Here is a 21,380-nt window from a genome sequence, read left to right as displayed (position 1 = left end):
ATACAATAATTACAACATTGCTGCTTACTATTTTGGCCCCAAATTTATCACTATTAATTTATAATTAACTTGTAGATAGCCATAACTACTCCGTTTTAATTTAGATACATTAAGCAAAAAAAATGAAAAAAGGACTTGTACTAATTATATTACTGTTTTTAGCTAACAGCGTTATATTATTAGCACAAATTAGCACAAGGGTTACAACAACGGCAGCAATAAACAATGCCGTGAAATACCCTGTTGCTAACTCATTGCGTGATACCACCAAAAACGAGAAGCAAAACAAAAAAGATGCCGAAAAGGCTGCTAAAGCCGCTGCAAAAAAAAGACAAAGCGATAGTATTGCTACCGTAAAGGCGTTAAAGCTCACTATCGAAAAAAGACAAAAAGACAGCATTGCATCAGCAAAAACAGCTAAAGCAAATGCAGAAAGAAGATTAAAGGATAGCATTGCGTTTGCAAAAAAAAATCCGGTTATAAAAAGCAAGCCCGTAGCTGCAACAACCAAACCAGAAGCAGTTGCTGTAGTTACACCAAAACCTGATGTTACCCGCACCGCGATAACCGATACGACCAAAATTCTGTCACAAAAAATTGATACCGCGCTTTCGGAAAAAACTAAAGGAAAAAAAAATAAAAAAAAGGTAGTTGATACCTTATCTGATAGATATATTGCTAAAGTAAATGCCAAAAAAGCTAAAGATGCAAAAGCGTTAGCAAAACAAAAAAAGCGTGAGGCCTGGAAAAACGACGTCAACAGGCTTTCGCCAGAGGCACTTGCAAAAATGGCTTTCGGCAAAATGGATACCGATAGCAGCATACAAGCCCCAAGCGTTACCCGTAATCCGGATGTAACTTTCAATAAAGCCCGCGAGTTTGCGCTACCAGAACCCCGGGTTCCGCTTAACCTTAAATTTTACCACCGCTACTGGCGCGATATTGAATTGGCCGATGCTAAAAACAAGCAGTTTTCGCGATACCATGCTGCCATTATCAATACTTTGCTTGAAGGTGTGAAACACAAAGAAATTACAGCATATAACCCAACCGGTGGCATACCGCAAAACCCAACCGGCGATGCCTTTACCATACCAATGCGGTATGACGATATAATGGCTAACCTTACCGATACGGCTTTAGTAAACGTTTTGGATAAAGACGGCAACATTATAGGTACCAAATCAATACCTAACCCTTTTACTCCCGAAAAAATATCGGGCTATCGTATTAAAGAAGATGTTTATTATGATAAAACACGAGGCCGTACAATAACCCGTATAGTGGGTATTGCCCCTTTAATAAAACTAACTTTAAGCAGTGGCGAAGTGGTTAATGAACAACCCTTGTTTTGGCTACGATATGCCGACATACGCAAGCTGTTGATTAGAGTGGGTATAGACCCTGCCAGAAAACTGGGTGAAACGTTAGATGATGTGTTTGTGCAACGCCGCTTTTATGGCCGCATAATTGAAGAGTCGAACCCGGTATTTACACGAATAAAAGATTATAAACCTACATTACCCGAGCAGGAAGCCGAGGCAAACCGCATGGAAAATAAAATAGTGGCCTTTAGGAAAAATGGTTGGGCCTATACGCTATCAAACAAAAGCACGGTTAACGATAGTTTACAAGCTGCTAAGGCTGCCATTAAAGCTCCAGCCACTGCTCCGGCAGTAAAAGCTAAACCAGCTCCCGCAAAAACAAAAAAGAGTAAAAAGAAAGCCAGTTGATTAATCAACCGGCCTCTTCTTTTTACTCTCAATTCTTTGAATGGTATTAAACCGCCTTCAACTCCTTATTTCTACGGAAGATGGATAGCAGGAAACCAATAACCATGATGATAGTGCCGCTCCAAAAGAAATTGATATACGGAAATTCAATAGCTTTCATAACTATATAGGCCTTTTTACTCTCGGGCTGCTGATAAACGGTTATTTCAACCTTGCCATTTTGAGGATTTATTTTGCTGAGGCGAAGTTTTAACCCGGCATCCTCAACCTTACGGGCAAAATCAAAGCCACTACCGCCCTTTATCATGTATACAGGCTCGCTTTGATAAACTTTGCCGTGAGTTAAAATTTCAAGCTTGGCACCAACCGACACATCATTTTTTCCTAACGGGATATTTTGAACCTGTGCGCCGGCATTAAGGCTCTTTAAAACAATTGCACCGTCGCGGTAATGAATGGTATCACCCACACTTATCAGGTTTACAATCGGCGGGTCGTAGTTTTTATCGTCATTAATTTCCTCGTGGGCACCTGCACCGGCACCTTTGTTTATATCGTCTTTTATTGGTGCAGCGGTTACGTGGGTATATAAATCGTGAAATAAGTAATGTTTGGTGTCAGGCGTTGCTACCAAACCCATTTTCTCGTTAGCCTGCGCATTGGGCTTTAAAATAAAGTTTTCGAGCACCTTGCCAGTGGCATCAAAAGTTTGATAGTTTACTTTAAAATAGTGGTTTGGAGCCGCCAACGAATCGCCAATATAGGTAACCTTGTATTTACCCATAGTAACAGGTTCGTTTTTATAAAGCATAATATTTTCACGAACATCGGCAACCTTATCAAAGCCGGCTACCTCAACCATACCGCTTTTATTAATCGACACTACGTTGCTTGTGCCTGCCGCAATTACAGCACCTATAAGCAACAAACCAAAGCCAATATGTGCCACTGCCGACCCTGCAAGTTTAATTTTCCCCTTAAATACATCGGCAAGTACTTTGGCATTTGCCAATACCGAGTACACGGCTCCAAGGGTAACCAACATAAATATCCAATTGTTGTGGTATATGCCAGTTACGTATATTACCAGCGCGGTAACCAACAATGCAAACACAAAATAAACAAGGGTAGTAATAAAAAACCGCGTGGTATCGGTTTTTTTATATTTTAAAAACTGAGTAAAGCCTGCAAGCAAGGTTATTACAAAAGCAAAACCCGATTGGAATACATTATAAAATTTTATCGGCTCGGTTGGCGGGGCAAGTTTGGTGCCGAACATAGCATTCCAAACCGGTATAGACGTTACAACCACCAAATGAAAACACGACAGACCCAAAAATACGGCACCAACAAACATCCAAAATTCGCGCGAGTATGTTTCTTCGTCCTTTTTACTAATGGGTAGTTCTTTCCATCGGATGGCAACCAAAACTATCGCAATAGCAAGAAAAATCAATACATCAATAACTAAATGGGCAAACATACCCAAATCGGTAAAGGCATGTACCGATGTTTCGCCCAGGATGCCGCTTCGTGTTAAAAACGAAGCATACAGTACCAATACAAAGCTGATGAGCGTTAAAAACATAGCCGTAAAGTAGGCCTGGCCTGTATTTTTATATACAATAAGCACATGCACGGCCCCTATCAGCGTAAGCCAGGGTATAACCGATGCGTTTTCAACCGGGTCCCATGCCCAAAAGCCGTTAAAGTTAAGCGATTCGTAAGCCCAAAAAGAGCCCATGATAATGCCCGTACCCAATATCATTACCGAAAACAAGGAGTAAGTTATAGCTGGCTGAACCCATTCTTTGTAGCGTTTTGTCCATAACCCGGCTATCGCGTAAGCAAAAGGTACCACCATTGATGCAAAACCTAAAAACAAAGTGGGTGGATGTATCACCATCCAATAGTTTTGCAACAAAGGGTTAAGCCCATTGCCATCCTTTATAAACTTTAAATAATCAGGCTGACTAAATATAGGGGCCTCAATAGCCTGGCGCAACAATATAAATGGCGAACTGCCTACGCGGGTGCCAAACAGCTCCACGCCAATAAGCATAGATGCCAGTAACGTTTGCGATAAACTAACTACGGTGAGCACCGGGCTTTCCCAGCTCTTGGCTTTCCAAAGCAGCACATTACCCAATACGGCCTGCCAAAAGGCCCAAAGCCAAAAACTGCCTTCCTGCCCTTCCCAATAGCTCGATATAATGTAGTAAACAGGCAGCGTGCGCGATGAGTGGGCCCAGGCGTAATGATATTCAAAAAGATGATTGTAAATTATGTAAAACAAACAAACGCCTATGCCTATAACCGATACCGTGTTGGCTAAAAAACCAATGCGCCCCATATTGCGCCACGTGTTATCGAGCGGGTTTTTATTTGTTGTAGCAAAAAAATAGCTTATGGTTGCAAATAATGCCGACCCAAATGCCAGGATGATAAAAAACTGGCCCAAATGACCTGGAAGAAGGTGTTCACCTATAAAAACTTTATCCATTATATTAAATAGCGGCTTGTTTAGCCTTGTACTCGGTTACCTCAACCTTATCTTGAGTGTATTTAGACGGGCATTTCATTAAAATTTTCGATGCGTGAAACTCGTCGCCGGTCATTGCTCCCGTTAACACAATTTGCTCAGATCGTTCAAAGTCCTGCGGCTTGGTACCTGTAAATACCACTTTGCATTCCTGGCCTTTATTGTCCGTCATGTAAAACGAAAAATAGTTGGCATCTTTTACGGGGTCGTAGGTTAATTCTTTCTTTTTATCCAGGTGGCCTACAACGTGCAATTCGCTTTTTGTGGCGGCAGCCTCTTTAAATGTACCGTAAGTACTTGAATTTGAGTAGGTACTTATAATTACAGCAATAGCGATGGCTATAATAACAATTCCAATTATTGAACCTTTTTTCATTATATTAACTTGCTTAAATAACACTCAAGCCGCCAGTTGCAAACCATTAAATGGTTACAGGTAGTGACCCATTATAATTGCACTCCTTAGAAATTTTATTGTTTTAACTTCGGACTGCAAAAATACAAAACGCCGGGCTAATAATCTTTATTACAAGCCATATATCTTATTTAGAATTATTCTTAACGATATATAGAGATTCAAATGTTCAATTTCGGATTGAATAACACAAAATCATCACATAAAAATCCCGAAATGCTACAATATCTCTAAAAAACAAAAGGCCACCGCTATAAGCAATGACCTTTGTAAAATTAATCAAATCCGAAATCAGCCATCCGATTTCCGAAATCAATTTACGGCCAAACACCAAGATTTTGGTATGATACCGCTATTTTGTTAATAGCTCCCACAAACGCCGCAGTACGTTGTGTATCTATTTTAGCGTTGCTTTTATAGGTTTCGCGTATCTCGTGGTACGACCGGATCATGGTATCTTCCAATCCCGAATTTACCAGTTCGAGCTCCGAGGCACCCTTTATAATGCTCGACCGTTGCATTGGCGATAGTGCAATACCTGTAATACCTTCAACCATGTTAACCAGGTTAAGGTTTGAGTTTTCTTCAAACCTACGGTTCATGCGGCCAAATGCTACGTGCGAAAGGTTTTTTAACCACTCAAAGTACGATACCGTTACACCGCCCGCATTAGCATACATATCCGGGATGATGATACCACCTTTGGCGTAAAATATAGCTTCCGCCTCCGGAGTAGTTGGGCCGTTTGCACCCTCGGCAATAATTTTTGCCTGTATGTTTTTTACGTTTGCTTCGGTTATCTGGTTTTCTAAAGCAGCAGGTACCAATATATCGCAGGGCTGCTCTAAACCTTCCATCGAGTTTTTAAACTCTTTTTTTGCACCGGGGTAACCTAAAATAGATCCGGTTGCTTTACGGTGTAAAAATACGGCTTCAATATCCAAACCATCTTCGTTATAAATGGCTCCTTCAAATTCACAAAGGCCAACTATTATGCCACCAAACTCTGCCAAAAACTTAGCCGAGTGGTAACCCACATTACCCAGCCCTTGCACAATAACTTTTTTGCCCAATATACCTGTTGTTAAACCAAGCTTCTGCATATCTTCGGCAACGCTCACACACTCACGCACGGCAATGGCAACACCGCGGCCCGTGGCCTCGCGGCGACCGGCAATACCGTGTAAAGCAATAGGTTTACCGGTAACACAACCCATGGCATCCAACTGGCCGGGGTTCATGGTGGCATAGGTATCGGCAATCCAGCTCATCTCGCGCTCTCCCGATCCATAATCCGGGGCGGGTACATCAACGCTGGGGCCAATAAAATTCTTTTTTATTAGCTCAACTGTATAGCGGCGGGTAATATTTTCCAGCTCCTGTACGGTGTAGTTTTTAGGGTTAATTTTTATACCGCCTTTGGCACCGCCAAAGGGTACGTTTACAATGGCGCATTTATAAGTCATGAGGGCGGCAAGTGCCATCACTTCGTCTTCGTTTACCATATCGCTGTAGCGGATACCGCCCTTAGTTGGCGATTGGTGATGCGAGTGCTCAACGCGCCAGGCATCTATTACTTCAAAACCGTTACCCTTGCGGATAGGGAAACGAAAACGGTAAACACTATTACATGATTTGATTTGATCGAGCAGGCCGGCATCGTGGTTTGTAAATTGTGCGGCATGATCAAAATTATTACAAACATCGCCAAAAAAATGTTCGGCCGAATTGGCAACTATCTTACTGTTAGACATAATTAGGAAATTGATAAATAAACGGTTCTTTTAAAAAAGTTGACAAAGGTGCAGCAATTTATACCAATTGTACAAATACAAACTTTAATGGTGTAAGCTATACACCTTAAACGCAAGCCCTAAAACTATGTTTAGTTAGTTTAAACTTATTTTTTGAACCATTACCAACAAGAGTATTATTTTCAATAATGAAAAAAAACAGATGAAAAAACGCCAATAAATTTCAAATTTGATAAAAAAACTACTCTTCCAGTTTCTTCAAACGTCTGTCCATCGCAAATAAATAGATAGCCAATCCAATAAAAACAATAGCAATGGTGGTGATTACCACATATATTTTACCCGAACTGCGCAAGGTATCGTCCATTTGTACTAAAACAGAGGGGGCCGGTTTTGCAATTATTACTTGCGATACGGTATCTTTTTTTAGCACTATGCCTGTTGTATCACTACTTACTTTGCTTTGAGCCTTTACTGTAATCAATACCGTAAAAGTTAAAACTATTAATACCAATAAATTTTTCATTAATCTATAGCGTTCTTTTTATACTCAATTAAACTCATGCGGTACCTTAACGTAGCTATCCAAACTCCTATTAAACTCCAGCCAATAAATGCAGGGTAAAGTACCACGCGCATACTATTTTCAAGATCGTACTTGCCAAAGGCCGGGTTACCGCCGTTGCCGGGATGTAACGAGTCTGTCAATCGCGGTAAAACCATAATCAGCACCACCATAATCGGGAAAGCAAAAATATTATAGATAGCCGATATTTTGGCGCGTTTTTGCTCTTCATCAATGGAGTTACGGAGTACCAGGTACGCGCAGTACAATAAAAAAGCTATTGCAGCGCTGTTTTGTTTAGGGTCGTTACTCCAAAACTCGCCCCAGGTATATTTGGCCCAAATCATTCCGGTTAATAGTCCCAACACAAAAAACAACATCCCAGTATTGATGCATTCCACAGATGCTATATCGTATTCTTCTTTACCTGTGTTAAGGTATAAAATGCTATACACCACAGATATGGTAAAAACCGAAAACATGGCCATCCACATAGGTACATGAAAATAAAGGTTCCTGATGGTTTCGTGCAGTATGGGCAACGCAACAACATGCAACAAAAAGCCTGCTATAAGGGTGTAAAACACCAGCACCACTGCCAAAACCTTCCACCATGTTTGATATATAAACTTCATTGTAATTATATGTTCGCCCGGTTAGCCGGAGTATTGGGCAAAGGTAATATTTTTAAGTTTATACACTACCCAGGCAACTCATGGTAACGCGCAATTTTACCACAACTTTGGCCAGGCGGTATTATTTAAGTGGCGGCAAATTACTTGTAGATGCTTGCGTTGTTTTTTTATCATCAGGCACATAGTTAACGGGCAATAATTCGGGCATTAAATTATCTGCCCATGCACCTTCATTTAAGGTGCTCCTGCTTTCGCCATCGCCACCTATAACTACGCCGTTCAAATCAAACTGCGCAAATTTGCCATATAGGGTAACTATGGTACACTGAAAATTTTCCATAGTTAATGGCCTATATATCAAATCATTTAGGTTATTATCATGCTTTTTGGTATATACCACATACAAACTTCCCGGAAAATGCAGGGCAAACACATCCGAACTTAGGCGCGAATAAACATCCTCGGGCAATAACGCCAGGGTACCCAGTGTTTCAATATACTTGCGCAGGTTATATAAATTTTGCCAACGAATTACCGAATCCCGGTTACGTTCGGCCATAAACTGATCTATCTTTTTCACAATAACATGCTGCGGCGGCCTTTGGCTATTAGGCACCCGCACTAAATGGTACATCATAAAACCCTGAGCAGCAACTTCATTGTTAATTAACGACCTGTAAAAATGCATACTCGACCCATGATAGGCTTCTTCGCGCTTTTGGTGCCAACGGGCTAACTGCGCTTTGCTTCCCTTCAGGTCTTCGTAAAGTGGCTGGCCGCCAATTGTTGTAATCCCGTCTATCCCGTCCCACTTAAACTCGCCAAGCAAATATTTAAGCTTGTAGCCCAACGCCCGGTTCTCAATAATTATAAAATCGTCCGAGTGGCCTTTTAAAACTTTATCTGCCGCATTATAATACAAATCAACCGCCTTGGGGTTAATTATTTTACACTGCTTGGCATTTTGCGATACACCTAAAAAATGCTGCACAAACATGGCAAAGTTCTCTTTAGAAAACTTGTGCGATGTGATAGCTACCTCGTTAAGCCCATAGCTCTTTAAATGCATTTCTATACTGAGGTTTATAGAAGCTCCGGTAACCATAATAGTTTTATGATAACTATCATAACCTACGTAGCTCACCACCAATTCGTACTGCCCTGGCCTAATGTTCTGTAAGGTAAATGTACCATTGCTTGCGGTTGCCGTACCATAAGTTGCATTACTTAAAAAAACGCTCGCCTCGTTAAGCGGAATTTGCAGATCGGCACTTATAACTTTTCCTGTTATAATTCCGTTTTGTGCCGCAGCAATAGCGGGCATTGATAAACACAAAATTAAATAAAGCCAAAAACGCATGGATAAAATTAACTGTAAAAACCTATTTAGATGTAGCTGCTTCTGTAACAATTTAATTGGTTTTTTATTGTGTAATTTTAATTAAATTAATCTCTCCATAAATACGGAAACAATAGCAGCGATGTGGCTATAACAACAACGTTAATGGCCAAAAGCACACCAATATCCTGGTAACTTAAGCTACGGTCCAGTCCGTCCATAGCGCGCTTGCTCATGCGGATAAGCACCAGTATAGCCGGTATAATTACCGGGAAACTTAATATGGCCATTAAAGTACCATTGTTACCCGCTTTTGAGGCAATGGCCGATATCATGGTAAACACGGTTGAAAAACTAACGCTGCCCAGCAACACGGTTATAAAATAATATAATGTATCGTTTGTAGGGTTTTTAAAGAAAAGGCTGTACACTATTAAAGCCAGTGTACTCAATAAAGTCATCAATAATATATTGTAAATTATTTTGGATAAGATAATAGCTTGCGGACCGGCGATAGAATAGTAGTATAACAACCGCCCTTTACTCTCCTGCAAAAAACTTTTGGCTATAGCATTTACCGATGCAAACAGGATAATTATCCAAAATAAAATATTCCAAACCAGCGGATAGCTCTTAGCCTCGCTAAAACCCGGATTGAGGTTAAAAGCCATGTAGCACACAAATACGGTAGATATTACATACAAAAGCACTCCATTAAAGGCGTATTTCGATCGCCATTCTAATAAAATTTCTTTTTTTAAAAGCTGCTTTGTTTGCCTGTACATCTCCATTATTGCAAATATACAATATACCCTGTTGAGCCAATAACGCATTTTATTTTATAATATCTTTTTAATGCGGTGTACTATGGTATAGTTGTTGCTTTTTACTTGTTAACATCAAAATATAAAACAATGAAAGCCAATGACCACATAGCAAGTTATTGCTTTAACAGAAGCTGCTCGAATTCTATTTATAGATATCAAACTACAGCTATAACTTATTTAACACTCGAAAAAACGCTCACTAACGAGATCAGGTGTTCTAAATGTGGTTCACTGTTAAAATCAAAGATAGACTTGGAGATAGAGGAACAATTGCGCGAATTGTTACCCAGCGCATCCTGATGCTTAAAATTTAACCTCAAAAACGTATACATCAAACTAAACTGTCGGGCCAATTTGATAGTTTAGCCGTTATGCAGTTTATTTTTCATCAAACCCCGTTGGGAATTGCCCGCATAACCGAAACCGACGGCTTTATTAGTGCGGTATCTGTTTTAGATAATTGCCCCGAAGACGAACAATGCACATCACCACTATTACAACAAGCAGCCAACCAACTTGATGAGTACTTTGCTGGTACGAGGCGCGCATTTGATTTTCCGTTTAAACAAAATGGCACCGACTTTCAACAGCAAGTTTGGCACCAATTAATGAATATTGGCTATGCCGAAACCATAAGTTACACCCAACAAAGCCAAAGGATGCAAAACCCTTTAGCAATAAGGGCAATAGCGGCGGCCAATGGCAAAAATAATTTATGGATAATAGTGCCCTGCCATAGGGTTATTGGTGCTAACGGTAGTTTAACAGGGTATGCAGGTGGCATATGGCGCAAAAAATGGCTGCTACAACACGAGGCTATGGTAGCCGGTATTGGCCAAACTAAACTGGCTTTTTAAGCTTTGATTTTCAAAATATCCTGTATTTTTTGATGGAGGTCTTTAGATTGGAAAGGCTTGGAAAGCACATCATTCATACCCGAATCTATAGCTTCCTGCCTTTCATGCTCAAACGCCGCCGCCGATAATGAAATGATGGGGATACTCCGTTTGGGCTCATCAAAATCCGAGCGGATGGCTCTGGCGGTTTCGTAGCCATTCATTTCGGGCATGTGGGTATCCATCAATACAATGTCGAAATTTTTTTCAACCAACATTTCAATTGCTTTTTTACCGTTATCAACTACTGTTATGTTAATCGTGTAATGACGGATAAAGTCTTTTCAGTTTTATTCGCGCATCTTTATTTTCGAACTGCCAGTTAATTTTGCTGTTCTTATTATTTCTGTTGTGTTGCCATGCCGCTACCTCTTCATTGATCTTCAGCATTGTTGAAATATGCCTGTTTAGGCATTGCCCATTCAATACATGCAATTCTATCTCGGCCATATTGAGCCAGCTTCCATGCTTGGGCGTATAAACAAACTCAAACCTATCCCATAGCCTTTTGGCTTCGGCTGGTTCAAATGTCTCGTAAAATGCAGAGGCCGAATGGGTTTTAAAATTGTCCATTACTAAAGTTATTTTTTTCGCTGTCGGGTACCATTCATCTGCTATTCTTTTTACGAATAAAGCCCAGTCCTTTTTGGTTTTAAACGCCGTAATTTCTACAAAGCGCTTGCCCCTCAAAGGCTCGTTGGCCATAAATATATTGACTACCCCATGCCTTATGTACTCGTAATCTACTCTTGCCTCCTGGCCAGGCTTCATGGCTTGAGAGGGCTGCCCTTCTTCTATCAATTGTTTTGGCGACTCATCCATACATACAACCGGAAATTCCTCATCATAAGGTTTTTTGTATACATCCAATACGCGTTCCATATTGGCTACAAATTCGCTGCTTTTTTCCGGTGGTATTACCCAGCCCTTTACTTTCCAAGGCTTAAGTTCGTTTTTTTAAGCACACTTCTTACTGTTACATGCGAAATACTTTCTACATATTCCAACTCTACCATTTTATCGGCGAGTAGCCTTAATGACCATTTAGCAAACCCCTCAGGCGGCTCGCTGCAACACAAGGCAACCAGCTTCGCTTCTACATCGCCATCTGATTTTGTTTCATAAACACGGCTGGTGGGGCGACGATCTAAAACACCTTCAAAACCCTCTTCAATAAACTTTTTCTTCACCCGGTCTATCGTTCGCATCCCTACTTTCAGGACTTTGCTGATCTGTTCATTTGTTATTTTCTCCGCATATTCCCCTTCATCACAATTCAATAGTATATAGGCTGTCCGGAATGTTTGAGAACTATGGGAGCCCTTGTTGATTATCGAGTATAACTCTCCAACCTCCTCTTTTGTAAGTTTTATCGTATAACGTACCATCTGTAATTTGTTTTACAAATATACGCTTTTATACGTCATATTATATTTAACTTAACACTACCTCTATAATTGCGTTCCAATCTTTTAATATTTTCGATAACAGGTATTGGTTAACCACATTGTCTTCAACTATTAGTACCTTTAAATCGGTTAACGAGAGTAATAATTTTGCTCCGGTCTTTTCTACAGGCTTAACCTCGGGTTTTTGCACGGCCACTGTGTACCAGTTAATAAAACTAAAGGTGCTGCCCTTGCCTATCTGGCTACTCACTGTTAGTTCGCCACCTTTAAGTTCAACCAGTTTTTTTACAATAGCGAGGCCAAGGCCCGTACCGCCGTATTTACTGGTTGTATCGTCTTCGGCCTGCTCAAACGAATCAAATATCTTATTGAGTTTACCTGTAGATATGCCTATGCCTGTATCTTCAATATTAAATTTAAGCTGAACCTTGCCTGGCAGTTGCTGGGCAACAGTTAGTGATAACTTAACATAACCCCTATCGGTAAATTTAACGGCATTGCTCAACAAATTCATCATGATCTGGTTAATCCGTAACGAATCAACCATGATATACTCGGGTACATTTGGTGCAATTTCAAGCAGCAGTTCTATATCCTTTTCGTCGGTTTTAAACTTCAACAGGTCGTAAACAGTTTTTACCACAAGGTGGATGTTATCCGGCTTGCGTATAATACTAAATTTGCCGGCTTCCATTTTTGATATATCCAGCACATCGTTAATAACACCCAATAAAGATTGCGAGGTTGAACCCAGCAAATCAATCATATTTTTTTGCTGGCTATCGAGCGTTGTGTTTTTTAGTAACGATGTAATACCTAATATGCCATTTACAGGTGTGCGTAACTCGTGGCTCATATTAGCCAAAAAATTTTCTTTCACCTTTGTGCTGTACTCGGCCAGCTCTTTTGATTTGATGAGCTGCTCGGTATAATCCTTTTGTATAGTGATATCGCTTATATTAAAAAAAAGGATTTTATTACGGTATGACGCCCGGCACTCAACCCATATCTGGCGTTTGTCAAAAGTTTCAAAGCGGCACTCAAACGATGCAAATCCTTTAATTTCGTTAATAAGCGTTGTTAAATTTTCTTTAAACGAAGCTACATCTTCCTGTATCGAAAGCCCTACTATACTTTTGCCGGTTAACTCTTCGGGCCGGTATTGCAATATTTTTTCAACCGCGGTGTTGACGCTTATTATCCGGAAACTGGCGGCATCAACAGTGCAAATTATATCTGCCGAATTTTTAACAACAAGAGCATAATTTTCTAGTTCCTGGTTTTTTTCCCGTATCTGTTGTTGCCCCCGCGATAGTTGAATAAACGAATCAACCTTGGCGGCGGTTATATAAGGGTCAAGCGGTTTGTAAAGATAATCAACAGCACCGGCACTAAAACCTTTAACCGCGTATTTAGATTCGGTTGATATTGCGGTAACAAATATAATCAGTATGTCTTTGGTGCGAGGGTTTGCCTTAAGCATGGTTGCAAATTCAAATCCATCCATTTCGGGCATTTGAACATCAACAAGGGCTATGGCTATTTGATTTTCCCAGGCCATTTTAAGGGCCTCATTGGGCGATGTTGTTGATATAAGGCGTATATCACTGCGGCCTATCAGTGCTTCAAGAGCAACAATGTTATCTTCTTTATCGTCAACAATAAGTATATTGATTGGCGTCATAACTTATGAAGATTGGGTTTCTGTTGAACTGGCACTTATTAATTTCAATATTTCACTGCTTGTTAAAATAAATTCCCCGGCGTTAATATCAACCGCGGCCTGAGGCATAATCCCTATCTCGGCATCAGTTGGCCTTTGTACGATGGTTAGTGCTCCTTTGTTTCGCAATTTTAAAAGCCCGCTTGCACCATCCTGATTAGCGCCCGATAGCAATATTGCGGCACACTTATCTCCGTAAGCATCAGCCGCACTTTCAAAAGTAACATCAATTGAGGGTTTTGAATACCATACCTGTTCGGATACATCTAACGCAAACGTTTTACGTTTTTCAAACAAAGTATGGTAATTTGCAGGGGCTATGTAAACATGGCCACCGGTAATTTTATCTTTATCCGTAATTTCGCTAACTAATATACGACAATTATCACCGAACAGATTTTCAATATCGCTAAAATTATTTTTACCCCTATGTATTACAATAACAATAGCCTTGTTGTAAGTTTGGGGCAACATTTTAATGATGTTAAAAATAGGCGTGAACGAACCTGCCGAACCACCCAAAATAACAACTTCGGCCGCGCTTAATCGCTTCAGCAAGTTTTCGTAATTATCGCTATCCAATTTTTTGATAAATATTCTCCCTCGAATTTACAACCTTTAACCGCTTCCTGTAATACTCAGAGCGAATGGTTTCTTTAGAGCCTAAGCACAAAAAACCAAGGTTACATAAACTATTATAAAAAACTTCTAAAATTTTATCCTGAAGCGACGATTCGAAATAGATAAATACATTACGGCAACATATCATCTGGAATTCGTTAAAAACACTATCTGATATTAAGTTATGTACCGAAAATAACGTATTCCGCTTCAATTCATTGTGTACGGCACCGGCATCATACATAATGGTAAAATGATCTGTTAACGTACCGGGCAGACCGGTTTGTTTATAATTTTCGGCATAACTTTTAATATTGCGCAAAGTATAAATACCCCTTTTAGCCTGGGCAAGCATCTCGGCATTAATATCAGTTCCGTATATAAAGCTTTTGTCTTTCAGTCCGGCTTCCTGCATCAGCATAGCGAGCGAATAGGCCTCTTCTCCCGATGAGCAGCCTGCGCTCCATACTTTGATGTGCTGAAATGTAGCCAGGTATGGCAACACCTGCGTATTGAGTGCCTTATAAAATGTAGGGTCGCGAAACATTTCGGTAACGTTAACCGTGATCTCATCTAAAAATTCCTGAAAAAACAAGGGGTCGTTAACTAACACATTTTTCAAATCCCAAAAAGCCAACTTTTTGAGTTGCATAATACGCAAAACCCTGCGTTTAAGCGATGCCTTGGTATAACTTGAAAAATCAAACCCGTGAACCTGCTTTATCAGCAATATAAGATCATCCAATTCCGATATAGAAATATCGTCTGTCATACTCATTTTATTGTTCCAGCCACAATTGCATCAGTGCCAATAATCTGTCAATATCAACCGGTTTAGTTATATAATCATTGGCGCCGGCTTCTATGCACTTTTCCCTATCCTCTTTCATGGCTTTTGCTGTTAACGCTATAACCGGCAGCTTAGCCCATTTTGGCTGCTGGCGTATGCGCCTCATGGCTTCGTATCCATCCATCTTAGGCATCATAATATCCATTAACACCATATCAATGCCTTTAAGCTCTTCCAGCTTGGTAAGTGATTCTTCGCCGTCGTTAGCTATCTCAACCTGCATATCATAGGTTTGCAGGGCGCTGCTAAGCGCAAAAATGTTGCGCATATCGTCGTCAACAATTAATATTTTTTTGTTTTTAAGCATACTTTTATCACCCGCGTATGATTTTATTTTTGCAGTTTCTACCGCTGCAGGATAAGTTTTACCTGCGGTACTATTTATTTTGTTAAGGAAAAGGTTTACCTCGTCAATTAAACGTTCGGACGATTTGTTGTTTTTCACCACCATAGCGTTGGCATACTGCATAAGCCTGCTAACTGATGTTTTATCCAATTCCATTGCCGTGTTAACAATTACCGGTAATGACGAAAAGCGTTCAACCTCTTTTATTTTATCCAACAGGTCGAGGCCAGATATATCGGGCAGGTTAATGTCTAATATCACACATTGGTACTCGTTGTTTAGCAGTAAATTAAAGGCCGTTTCGCCATCAAAGGCCTGGTCAACAGTAATACCCTGTTTCTCCATCAAATCTTTTAACGCCTGGCTTTGCATTTTGTGGTCTTCTATAAGCAATATCCGCTTAAAGTTACTGCCGCTTTTAAAAGCCATATCTTTAAAAAGCTTATCTAAAACTTCTATATTGATTGGTTTTTTAAGAAAGCTAATAGCCCCTTCCTGCCGCACACGATTAACGGCTGCATCCCCAGCCGACATTAAATGAACCGGTATATTTGTAGTTTCGGGGTCTTTTTTAAGTTCCTTTAAAATTTGCCAGCCATCTTTACCGGGCAGCATAATATCCAATATTACGGCATCGGGCTGGTTAGTTTTAACGGTAGCTACAGCACTGTCGCCATCGTGTACTAAAATAGATTTATAGCCGTGCTGTTTTGCGTAATCCTGTAGTATAGAAGCAAAGTTTTTATCGTCTTCAACTATAACAACCAAAGGCTCGGTGCGGCCGCTTTTTTTGGTATCTAACTGCAACGGCTTGTCAAACGCAAAAGGTGTAGCATCGTCGTTACCCTCTATCCACGATTTTACTGTGGGCACTTCATCAGCTTCGTGCTGGGTTGAAGCAAGTATCCCTTCTAACGGCAATATTAACGAAAACTCGCTGCCTTCTCCCGGCGTGCTCTTCAATTTAATAACCCCACCCAATAAATGCGCCAATTCGCGGCTTATTGAAAGGCCCAGGCCCGTACCACCATATTTACGACTGGTAGACCCATCCGCTTGCTGAAATGCCTCAAAAATTAGCTTTTGCTTATCATAAGGGATGCCTATGCCGGTATCTTTAATGGTAAGAGAAAGGTTTTTCCTGGTTTCGTCTAAATCGGCTATTACCGATACCGAGCCATTTTCGGATGTAAACTTAAAGGCATTGGATAGCAAGTTTTTAACAACCTGCTGGGTGCGTACCATATCGGTAAGGATATACTCGGGCACGCCGGCTTCTAGCCTGGTGGTAAATATTATGTTTTTGTTTTTAGCAACCTCGGCAAATAACGCTTCCGAATCTTTTAATATTGCGGCTATCTTAACCTGCTCATTAACCAGTTCTAACTTACCCGATTCTATTTTCGACAGATCTAAAATATCGTTAATCAAGGTAAGCAAATCATTACCGGCATTAAATATTACGGTAGCATACTTAATCTGGTCGTCTGTAAGCGTTTGGGCCTTATTGTCTTTAAGTATCCGTGCAAGCACCAAAATACTATTTAACGGTGTACGCAACTCATGGCTCATGTTGGCCAAAAACTCCGATTTGTATTTACCCGTAGCTTCCAACTCGCGCATTTTTTGCCCAATGGAACGGCGGGCCTCTTCAATTGCCTGGTTTTTTTCTTCCAGTAAACTGGCTTTTTCTTCCAGTTCGGTATTTGTGGTACGCAATTCTTCCTGCTGCACACGCAACTCCTCTTCGGATGCCTGCAACATCTCTGTTTTTTTGATGAGTTCTTCGTTGGTAGTGCGCAGCTCCTCTTGCTGTGCCTCCAGTTCTTCGGCTTGCTGCTGTACTTCCTCAAACAAATCGTGCATAATAGTGCGGGCCTGGGCAGTGTTAATAGATACACCCATTATGTTAGCAATGGTGCGCAAATAGTCTTCATCACCTTTGCTCAAACCATTGGTAAAAGCTAATTCAACAACACCTTTAAGTTTTTTGTCAAAAAAGAAAGGCACAATTAAGGTTTCGGCAATATCATTTGACAGTAACGACGACTCTAATCCCAACCTACTGTTTAACTTGCCTTTAATTAATTGTATTTTGCCATCCTTAGCGGTCTGGCCTATCCAACCCTCACTCAGCTTAATGTGCTTTTTTATAACATCCAAATTATGAAACGCATAGCCTGCCACAAACTCCAACCAGTTTTCGGCTTCATTAAACACATAAAAAGTACCCGTTTGTGCGCCGGTAAATTGGCAAGCCTCGGTAATAATTTTTTCGGCCAGTTGTTTTTCGCTTTGCTCGCCCTGCACCATTTCACTCAGGGTACCTGTGCCTGTAAGCAGCCAGTTTTTGGCTTCATTTTCGGCCAATACTTCTTCCAGTTGTGAGTTAGCACTTAAAATGTTAGCTTCAATTACTTTCTGTTTATCAAAAGTTTGCTGTATATAAAAAAACAGCACAAGTATTATCAAGAGAAATATTGTAGAACCTGTAAGAATAATTAAGGTTGTAGTGGTTGATTGCTTAATTGAGCTCTGTTTGCGGGCCACAAGCAAAACATTTTCTTCATTATTGATGCGCTCGCGTAAATAACGAATGCTATCCATATTGTTTTTACCGTTCAAAAACATATGGTTTTGTACCATATAGTCCAGCCCTTTCGCTTCTCTTGTCTCTATATCGGTTTTAAGGATATTGAGCTGCTTTTCAACCAGTAAACTTAACGAATCTATCCGCTTTTGCTGTGTAGGATTATCATCAGTCAATTTTTTTAACGAATCTATCTTAATGGCAATATTAGGTAAAGCTGTGTTATAAGGTTCTAAAAAAACTTTGTTGTTTGTAGCTCCGTAACCACGCACACCGGTTTCGGCATCTATCATTAACTGGAGCAGGTTATTTGAGTTTTTAATTACCTGTTGGGTATGATCAACCCATTTGGCATCCACTTCTAAATTTTTAATGCTATTGTATGAAAGAAGACCGATAATAAAAACAAGCAGTATAGAAGCAGAAAAACCGGTTATTACTTGCTGACGGAAAGACAATTTTACCATAAAATAGCGTTTATGCTGATAAAAATAGTTTTAAAAAAACAATTAACGAAAAACGAACCAAAAAAAACCACTATACAAATGTATAATGGTAAACTAAAAGTAATATACTTTTAAGAATATTTTTTAAACTACTATTAAATAGGTGCTATTTCGGATGGTTTTGTAATAGTTACCGGCGGGCGATTAGCAATACTGCCTACAACTGCTATTACACCGCCAATAAACAACACATACCAGCCCCATTTAAATTTAATTAAGTGCGATAAACCTGTAGATAAACCTTTAAACGGTATAAAACTAAAAGCACTGTTTACTTTAGAGAATGCTGCCGCATAAAGCAACACAACTAATAACAACGATGCAAACGAAGCAATTTTTGCTAACAAACGTTGCTGTAGTATGCTACCCAAAATACCTACCACAGCTATAACCAGCATAGTAATGCCATAAGGTTTGTTAAGCGAGTAAACATTCATTCGTATTCCAAAACTTAACAGGGGGCTAAATGTACCTGCTGTTAAAACTATAAAACCCAATAGAGCAATAAACGACCCGATTCGCATATATTTAATTTTTATTGTTTGATTTCCATTTTGTCGGCAAAGTGTGCGCAATAGTCGCGCAGGTCTTCCACTATATTAGTTTCACCTGTGGCGCGTAAAAAGCTATCGCCCATTGTTTGCAGGGTTTCGTAAAAAAAACGCTTCATATCGTCAACAGGCATATCTTTCGTCCATAGGCCTATGGTTAACGTATTTTGGTAATTATGATCCCACAAAGACAGGTTAAATGATTTAACCGGCAATGCCTCTTTGTTTTTCGAATCTGTTGATTCCCAAACAATACTTTCGGGAAGGTTATTTTCATCAAGTTCAACTATAATTTTAATTTCAGCTTTCTTCATTTTTTATTTAGCGTATTATTTAATAAGTAGGTAAATCACAGCAGTTAAAGTTATAAAGCTTAACTCAATGATCCATAATTTTTTTGTTTCCGCGAAAAAATTGCGCAGCATCATATCAATTACAAACACTACCAATGCAAACAGTAAAAACACGGCGCAAATGGTTCCGCCAAAATTAAGCGTTTTGCTATTGCCCAATTTAATGCCATAAATGCCAACATAAGCCGCCGCTACTAAAAAAAAGGCCGTAGCTATGTTGAGTGGCGTAATTTTGAGTTTCATTTATCAGTGCTTTAAGGTAGTAAGTAAGAGTTATGCTATTCGCCTCTCTCAAACGGGATTATTTATTCAATTTATTAATGCTTACGTTGCCTGTTTGAGCGTGCAGCCGCAGCTTTTTTACCGGGCCTGTTACTATGTGTGGTTTTAGCTTTTGCTGCATCAAATTTTTTGCGCTGGCTTAACGATTTCTTTTCGTGAAAGGCGCCTTTAAAATCGGGATCTTCCTTGCGTTTCTGCATGTCAATCTCCCTATCTTGCTCCTGTTTTTCCTCGTAAGGTGTTTCGTCAACAAAAACTTCCGGCGGCAAAAATACAACAGGAATTTGTTGCCTTATCAATTTTTCTATCTTTTTGATGTAATATTCTTCGGCAGGGTTACAAAAAGTGATAGCCTCCCCGCTTTGGAAAGCACGACCGGTGCGGCCTATCCGGTGTACATAATCTTCATAAACAACCGGCACATCAAAGTTAATAACGTGGCTCACATCGCTCACATCAATTCCGCGCGAAGCAACATCGGTAGCAACCAGTATTTTAACCTCGTCGTTTTTAAAGGCATTAATAGCGTTAATGCGGGTATTTTGCCCTTTGTTGGCATGCAGTACCCTTACTTCTTTTTCGCCAAACTTGCGGAGGATAAATTTATAAACGTCTTCGGCAGCTACACGGGTTTTACAAAAAATGATGAGTTTTTTAATATCGTCAGGAGCATCCAAAAGCCTGCGCAACAGGTTAATCTTGGTTTTCATGTTGGGTACATGATACAGCGTTTGATTTACCGTTTGCGCCGGCGTAGCCTGCGGTGTAACCTCGATAACGGTTGGAAACTCCAAAAAGTTAGCAGAAAGGGTTTGTATCTTATCGCTCATGGTTGCCGAAAACAGCAGGTTTTGTCGCTTACGCGGAACAACCTCTAGTATGCGGTTTATTTGAGGCATAAAACCCATATCCATCATTTTATCGGCTTCGTCTAAAACTAAAACTTCCAGTTTTTTGGTTACCATGTGTCCCGTAAGGTAAACATCCATAAAGCGGCCGGGGGTAGCTACAATAATATCAACGCCTTTATCCATCAACTCTTTTTGAGTTTTAGGCCCAAGGCCACCGTAAAGCGATACTATGCGCAAATCGGTATATTTGGCAAACTCGCGGGCGTTTTCTTCTATTTGTAACGCCAGTTCGCGGGTTGGGGCAATTACTATAGCGCGGGCATCCATACCCTGTGCATATTTTAAACGCATAATAATGGGCAGCATATAGGCAGCGGTTTTACCGGTACCGGTTTGCGCTATCCCCATCACGTCCTGACCGTTCATGATAGGCGGAATGGCTTTTTGCTGAACAGGCGTAGCTTCGGTATAACCGGCATCGGCAATGGCATTGAGTACTTGCCGGTTAAAATTAAAATCTTCGAAAGTTACGGACATAGCAGCAAAGGTAACCTTTTAGACTGAAAGTGAGGAAGACGAAGAGTTTGAAAGT

Annotated in this window: 20 protein-coding genes; 3 read left to right on the top strand and 17 right to left on the bottom strand. The window is 40.2% G+C overall.

Annotated features, from left to right (window positions below; all coding sequences use genetic code 11):
- Positions 1 to 122 precede the first annotated feature (122 nt).
- The gene (locus tag BDD43_RS14095; protein WP_121198282.1) at positions 123 to 1,733 is read left to right on the top strand and encodes a hypothetical protein; all 1,611 of its coding nucleotides are present in this window, start codon (positions 123 to 125) and stop codon (positions 1,731 to 1,733) included.
- A 46-nt stretch (positions 1,734 to 1,779) separates the two neighbouring features.
- Here BDD43_RS14095 and ccsA read toward each other — a convergent pair whose 3' ends face one another.
- The 7 genes from ccsA to BDD43_RS14060 all read right to left on the bottom strand — a co-directional run bounded on the left by ccsA (position 1,780) and on the right by BDD43_RS14060 (position 9,774).
- Positions 1,780 to 4,236, bottom strand: a complete 2,457-nt coding sequence (ccsA, locus tag BDD43_RS14090) for a cytochrome c biogenesis protein CcsA (RefSeq protein WP_121198281.1) — start codon at positions 4,234 to 4,236, stop codon at positions 1,780 to 1,782.
- Positions 4,237 to 4,240: 4 nt separating this feature from the next.
- On the bottom strand, positions 4,241 to 4,651 hold the full coding sequence (locus BDD43_RS14085; RefSeq protein ID WP_121198280.1) for a cytochrome c maturation protein CcmE domain-containing protein: 411 nt from the start codon (positions 4,649 to 4,651) through the stop codon (positions 4,241 to 4,243).
- Positions 4,652 to 5,007: 356 nt separating this feature from the next.
- Positions 5,008 to 6,444 carry a Glu/Leu/Phe/Val family dehydrogenase gene (locus tag BDD43_RS14080; protein ID WP_121198279.1) on the bottom strand — a complete coding sequence of 479 codons (1,437 nt, stop codon included), beginning with the start codon at positions 6,442 to 6,444 and terminating at the stop codon, positions 5,008 to 5,010.
- A 241-nt stretch (positions 6,445 to 6,685) separates the two neighbouring features.
- Complete coding sequence (locus BDD43_RS14075) at positions 6,686 to 6,970, bottom strand: CcmD family protein (protein ID WP_121198278.1); 285 nt, start codon at positions 6,968 to 6,970, stop codon at positions 6,686 to 6,688.
- A complete protein-coding gene (locus BDD43_RS14070; RefSeq protein WP_394339624.1) occupies positions 6,970 to 7,644 on the bottom strand; it encodes a cytochrome c biogenesis protein in 675 nt (224 codons plus the stop codon). Before BDD43_RS14070 ends, BDD43_RS14075 begins: the two co-directional genes overlap by 1 nt.
- 121 nt (positions 7,645 to 7,765) lie before the next feature.
- Positions 7,766 to 8,968, bottom strand: coding sequence for a carboxypeptidase-like regulatory domain-containing protein (locus BDD43_RS14065; RefSeq protein WP_162847073.1), 1,203 nt, complete (start codon positions 8,966 to 8,968; stop codon positions 7,766 to 7,768).
- Positions 8,969 to 9,090: 122 nt separating this feature from the next.
- Positions 9,091 to 9,774 (bottom strand): heme exporter protein CcmB, encoded by a 684-nt coding sequence (locus BDD43_RS14060; protein WP_121198276.1) that lies wholly within the window; start codon positions 9,772 to 9,774, stop codon positions 9,091 to 9,093.
- Positions 9,775 to 9,897: 123 nt separating this feature from the next.
- Here BDD43_RS14060 and BDD43_RS29710 point away from each other — a divergent pair, with 123 nt between their 5' ends.
- Both BDD43_RS29710 and BDD43_RS14055 read left to right on the top strand, forming a co-directional pair.
- A complete protein-coding gene (locus BDD43_RS29710; RefSeq protein ID WP_147425641.1) occupies positions 9,898 to 10,110 on the top strand; it encodes a hypothetical protein in 213 nt (70 codons plus the stop codon).
- A gap of 71 nt (positions 10,111 to 10,181) precedes the next feature.
- The gene (locus tag BDD43_RS14055) at positions 10,182 to 10,667 is read left to right on the top strand and encodes a methylated-DNA--[protein]-cysteine S-methyltransferase (protein ID WP_121198275.1); all 486 of its coding nucleotides are present in this window, start codon (positions 10,182 to 10,184) and stop codon (positions 10,665 to 10,667) included.
- Here BDD43_RS14055 and BDD43_RS14050 read toward each other — a convergent pair.
- The 10 genes from BDD43_RS14050 to BDD43_RS14005 all read right to left on the bottom strand — a co-directional run bounded on the left by BDD43_RS14050 (position 10,664) and on the right by BDD43_RS14005 (position 21,325).
- A complete protein-coding gene (locus tag BDD43_RS14050; protein ID WP_246001574.1) occupies positions 10,664 to 10,924 on the bottom strand; it encodes a response regulator in 261 nt (86 codons plus the stop codon). The genes BDD43_RS14055 and BDD43_RS14050 overlap by 4 nt on opposite strands.
- A 37-nt stretch (positions 10,925 to 10,961) precedes the next feature.
- Positions 10,962 to 12,094, bottom strand: a protein-coding gene (locus BDD43_RS14045) for an IS630 family transposase (protein ID WP_233276784.1) whose coding sequence is annotated in 2 segments (ribosomal slippage) — positions 10,962 to 11,665 and positions 11,665 to 12,094 — 1,134 coding nt in all. Because the reading frame shifts where the segments join, the coding sequence is not laid out codon by codon here.
- A gap of 46 nt (positions 12,095 to 12,140) precedes the next feature.
- Positions 12,141 to 13,799, bottom strand: coding sequence for an ATP-binding protein (locus tag BDD43_RS14040; protein WP_121198273.1), 1,659 nt, complete (start codon positions 13,797 to 13,799; stop codon positions 12,141 to 12,143).
- Positions 13,800 to 13,802: 3 nt separating this feature from the next.
- The gene (locus BDD43_RS14035; RefSeq protein WP_162847072.1) at positions 13,803 to 14,420 is read right to left on the bottom strand and encodes a chemotaxis protein CheB; all 618 of its coding nucleotides are present in this window, start codon (positions 14,418 to 14,420) and stop codon (positions 13,803 to 13,805) included.
- Complete coding sequence (locus BDD43_RS14030; protein WP_121198271.1) at positions 14,413 to 15,237, bottom strand: CheR family methyltransferase; 825 nt, start codon at positions 15,235 to 15,237, stop codon at positions 14,413 to 14,415. Before BDD43_RS14030 ends, BDD43_RS14035 begins: the two co-directional genes overlap by 8 nt.
- 1 nt (position 15,238) lies before the next feature.
- Complete coding sequence (locus BDD43_RS14025) at positions 15,239 to 18,712, bottom strand: response regulator (protein ID WP_121198270.1); 3,474 nt, start codon at positions 18,710 to 18,712, stop codon at positions 15,239 to 15,241.
- A 134-nt stretch (positions 18,713 to 18,846) separates the two neighbouring features.
- On the bottom strand, positions 18,847 to 19,275 hold the full coding sequence (locus BDD43_RS14020; protein WP_147425640.1) for a hypothetical protein: 429 nt from the start codon (positions 19,273 to 19,275) through the stop codon (positions 18,847 to 18,849).
- Positions 19,276 to 19,286: 11 nt separating this feature from the next.
- On the bottom strand, positions 19,287 to 19,616 hold the full coding sequence (gldC, locus tag BDD43_RS14015) for a gliding motility protein GldC (protein ID WP_121198268.1): 330 nt from the start codon (positions 19,614 to 19,616) through the stop codon (positions 19,287 to 19,289).
- 15 nt (positions 19,617 to 19,631) lie between these two features.
- A complete protein-coding gene (locus tag BDD43_RS14010; RefSeq protein ID WP_121198267.1) occupies positions 19,632 to 19,898 on the bottom strand; it encodes a hypothetical protein in 267 nt (88 codons plus the stop codon).
- Between the two features lie 74 nt (positions 19,899 to 19,972).
- A complete protein-coding gene (locus BDD43_RS14005) occupies positions 19,973 to 21,325 on the bottom strand; it encodes a DEAD/DEAH box helicase (protein WP_121198266.1) in 1,353 nt (450 codons plus the stop codon).
- Positions 21,326 to 21,380 lie beyond the last annotated feature (55 nt).

This window comes from Mucilaginibacter gracilis (genome assembly GCF_003633615.1).
GTDB classification, from domain to species: domain Bacteria; phylum Bacteroidota; class Bacteroidia; order Sphingobacteriales; family Sphingobacteriaceae; genus Mucilaginibacter; species Mucilaginibacter gracilis.
This window is presented reverse-complemented; position numbering and strand designations above follow the sequence as displayed.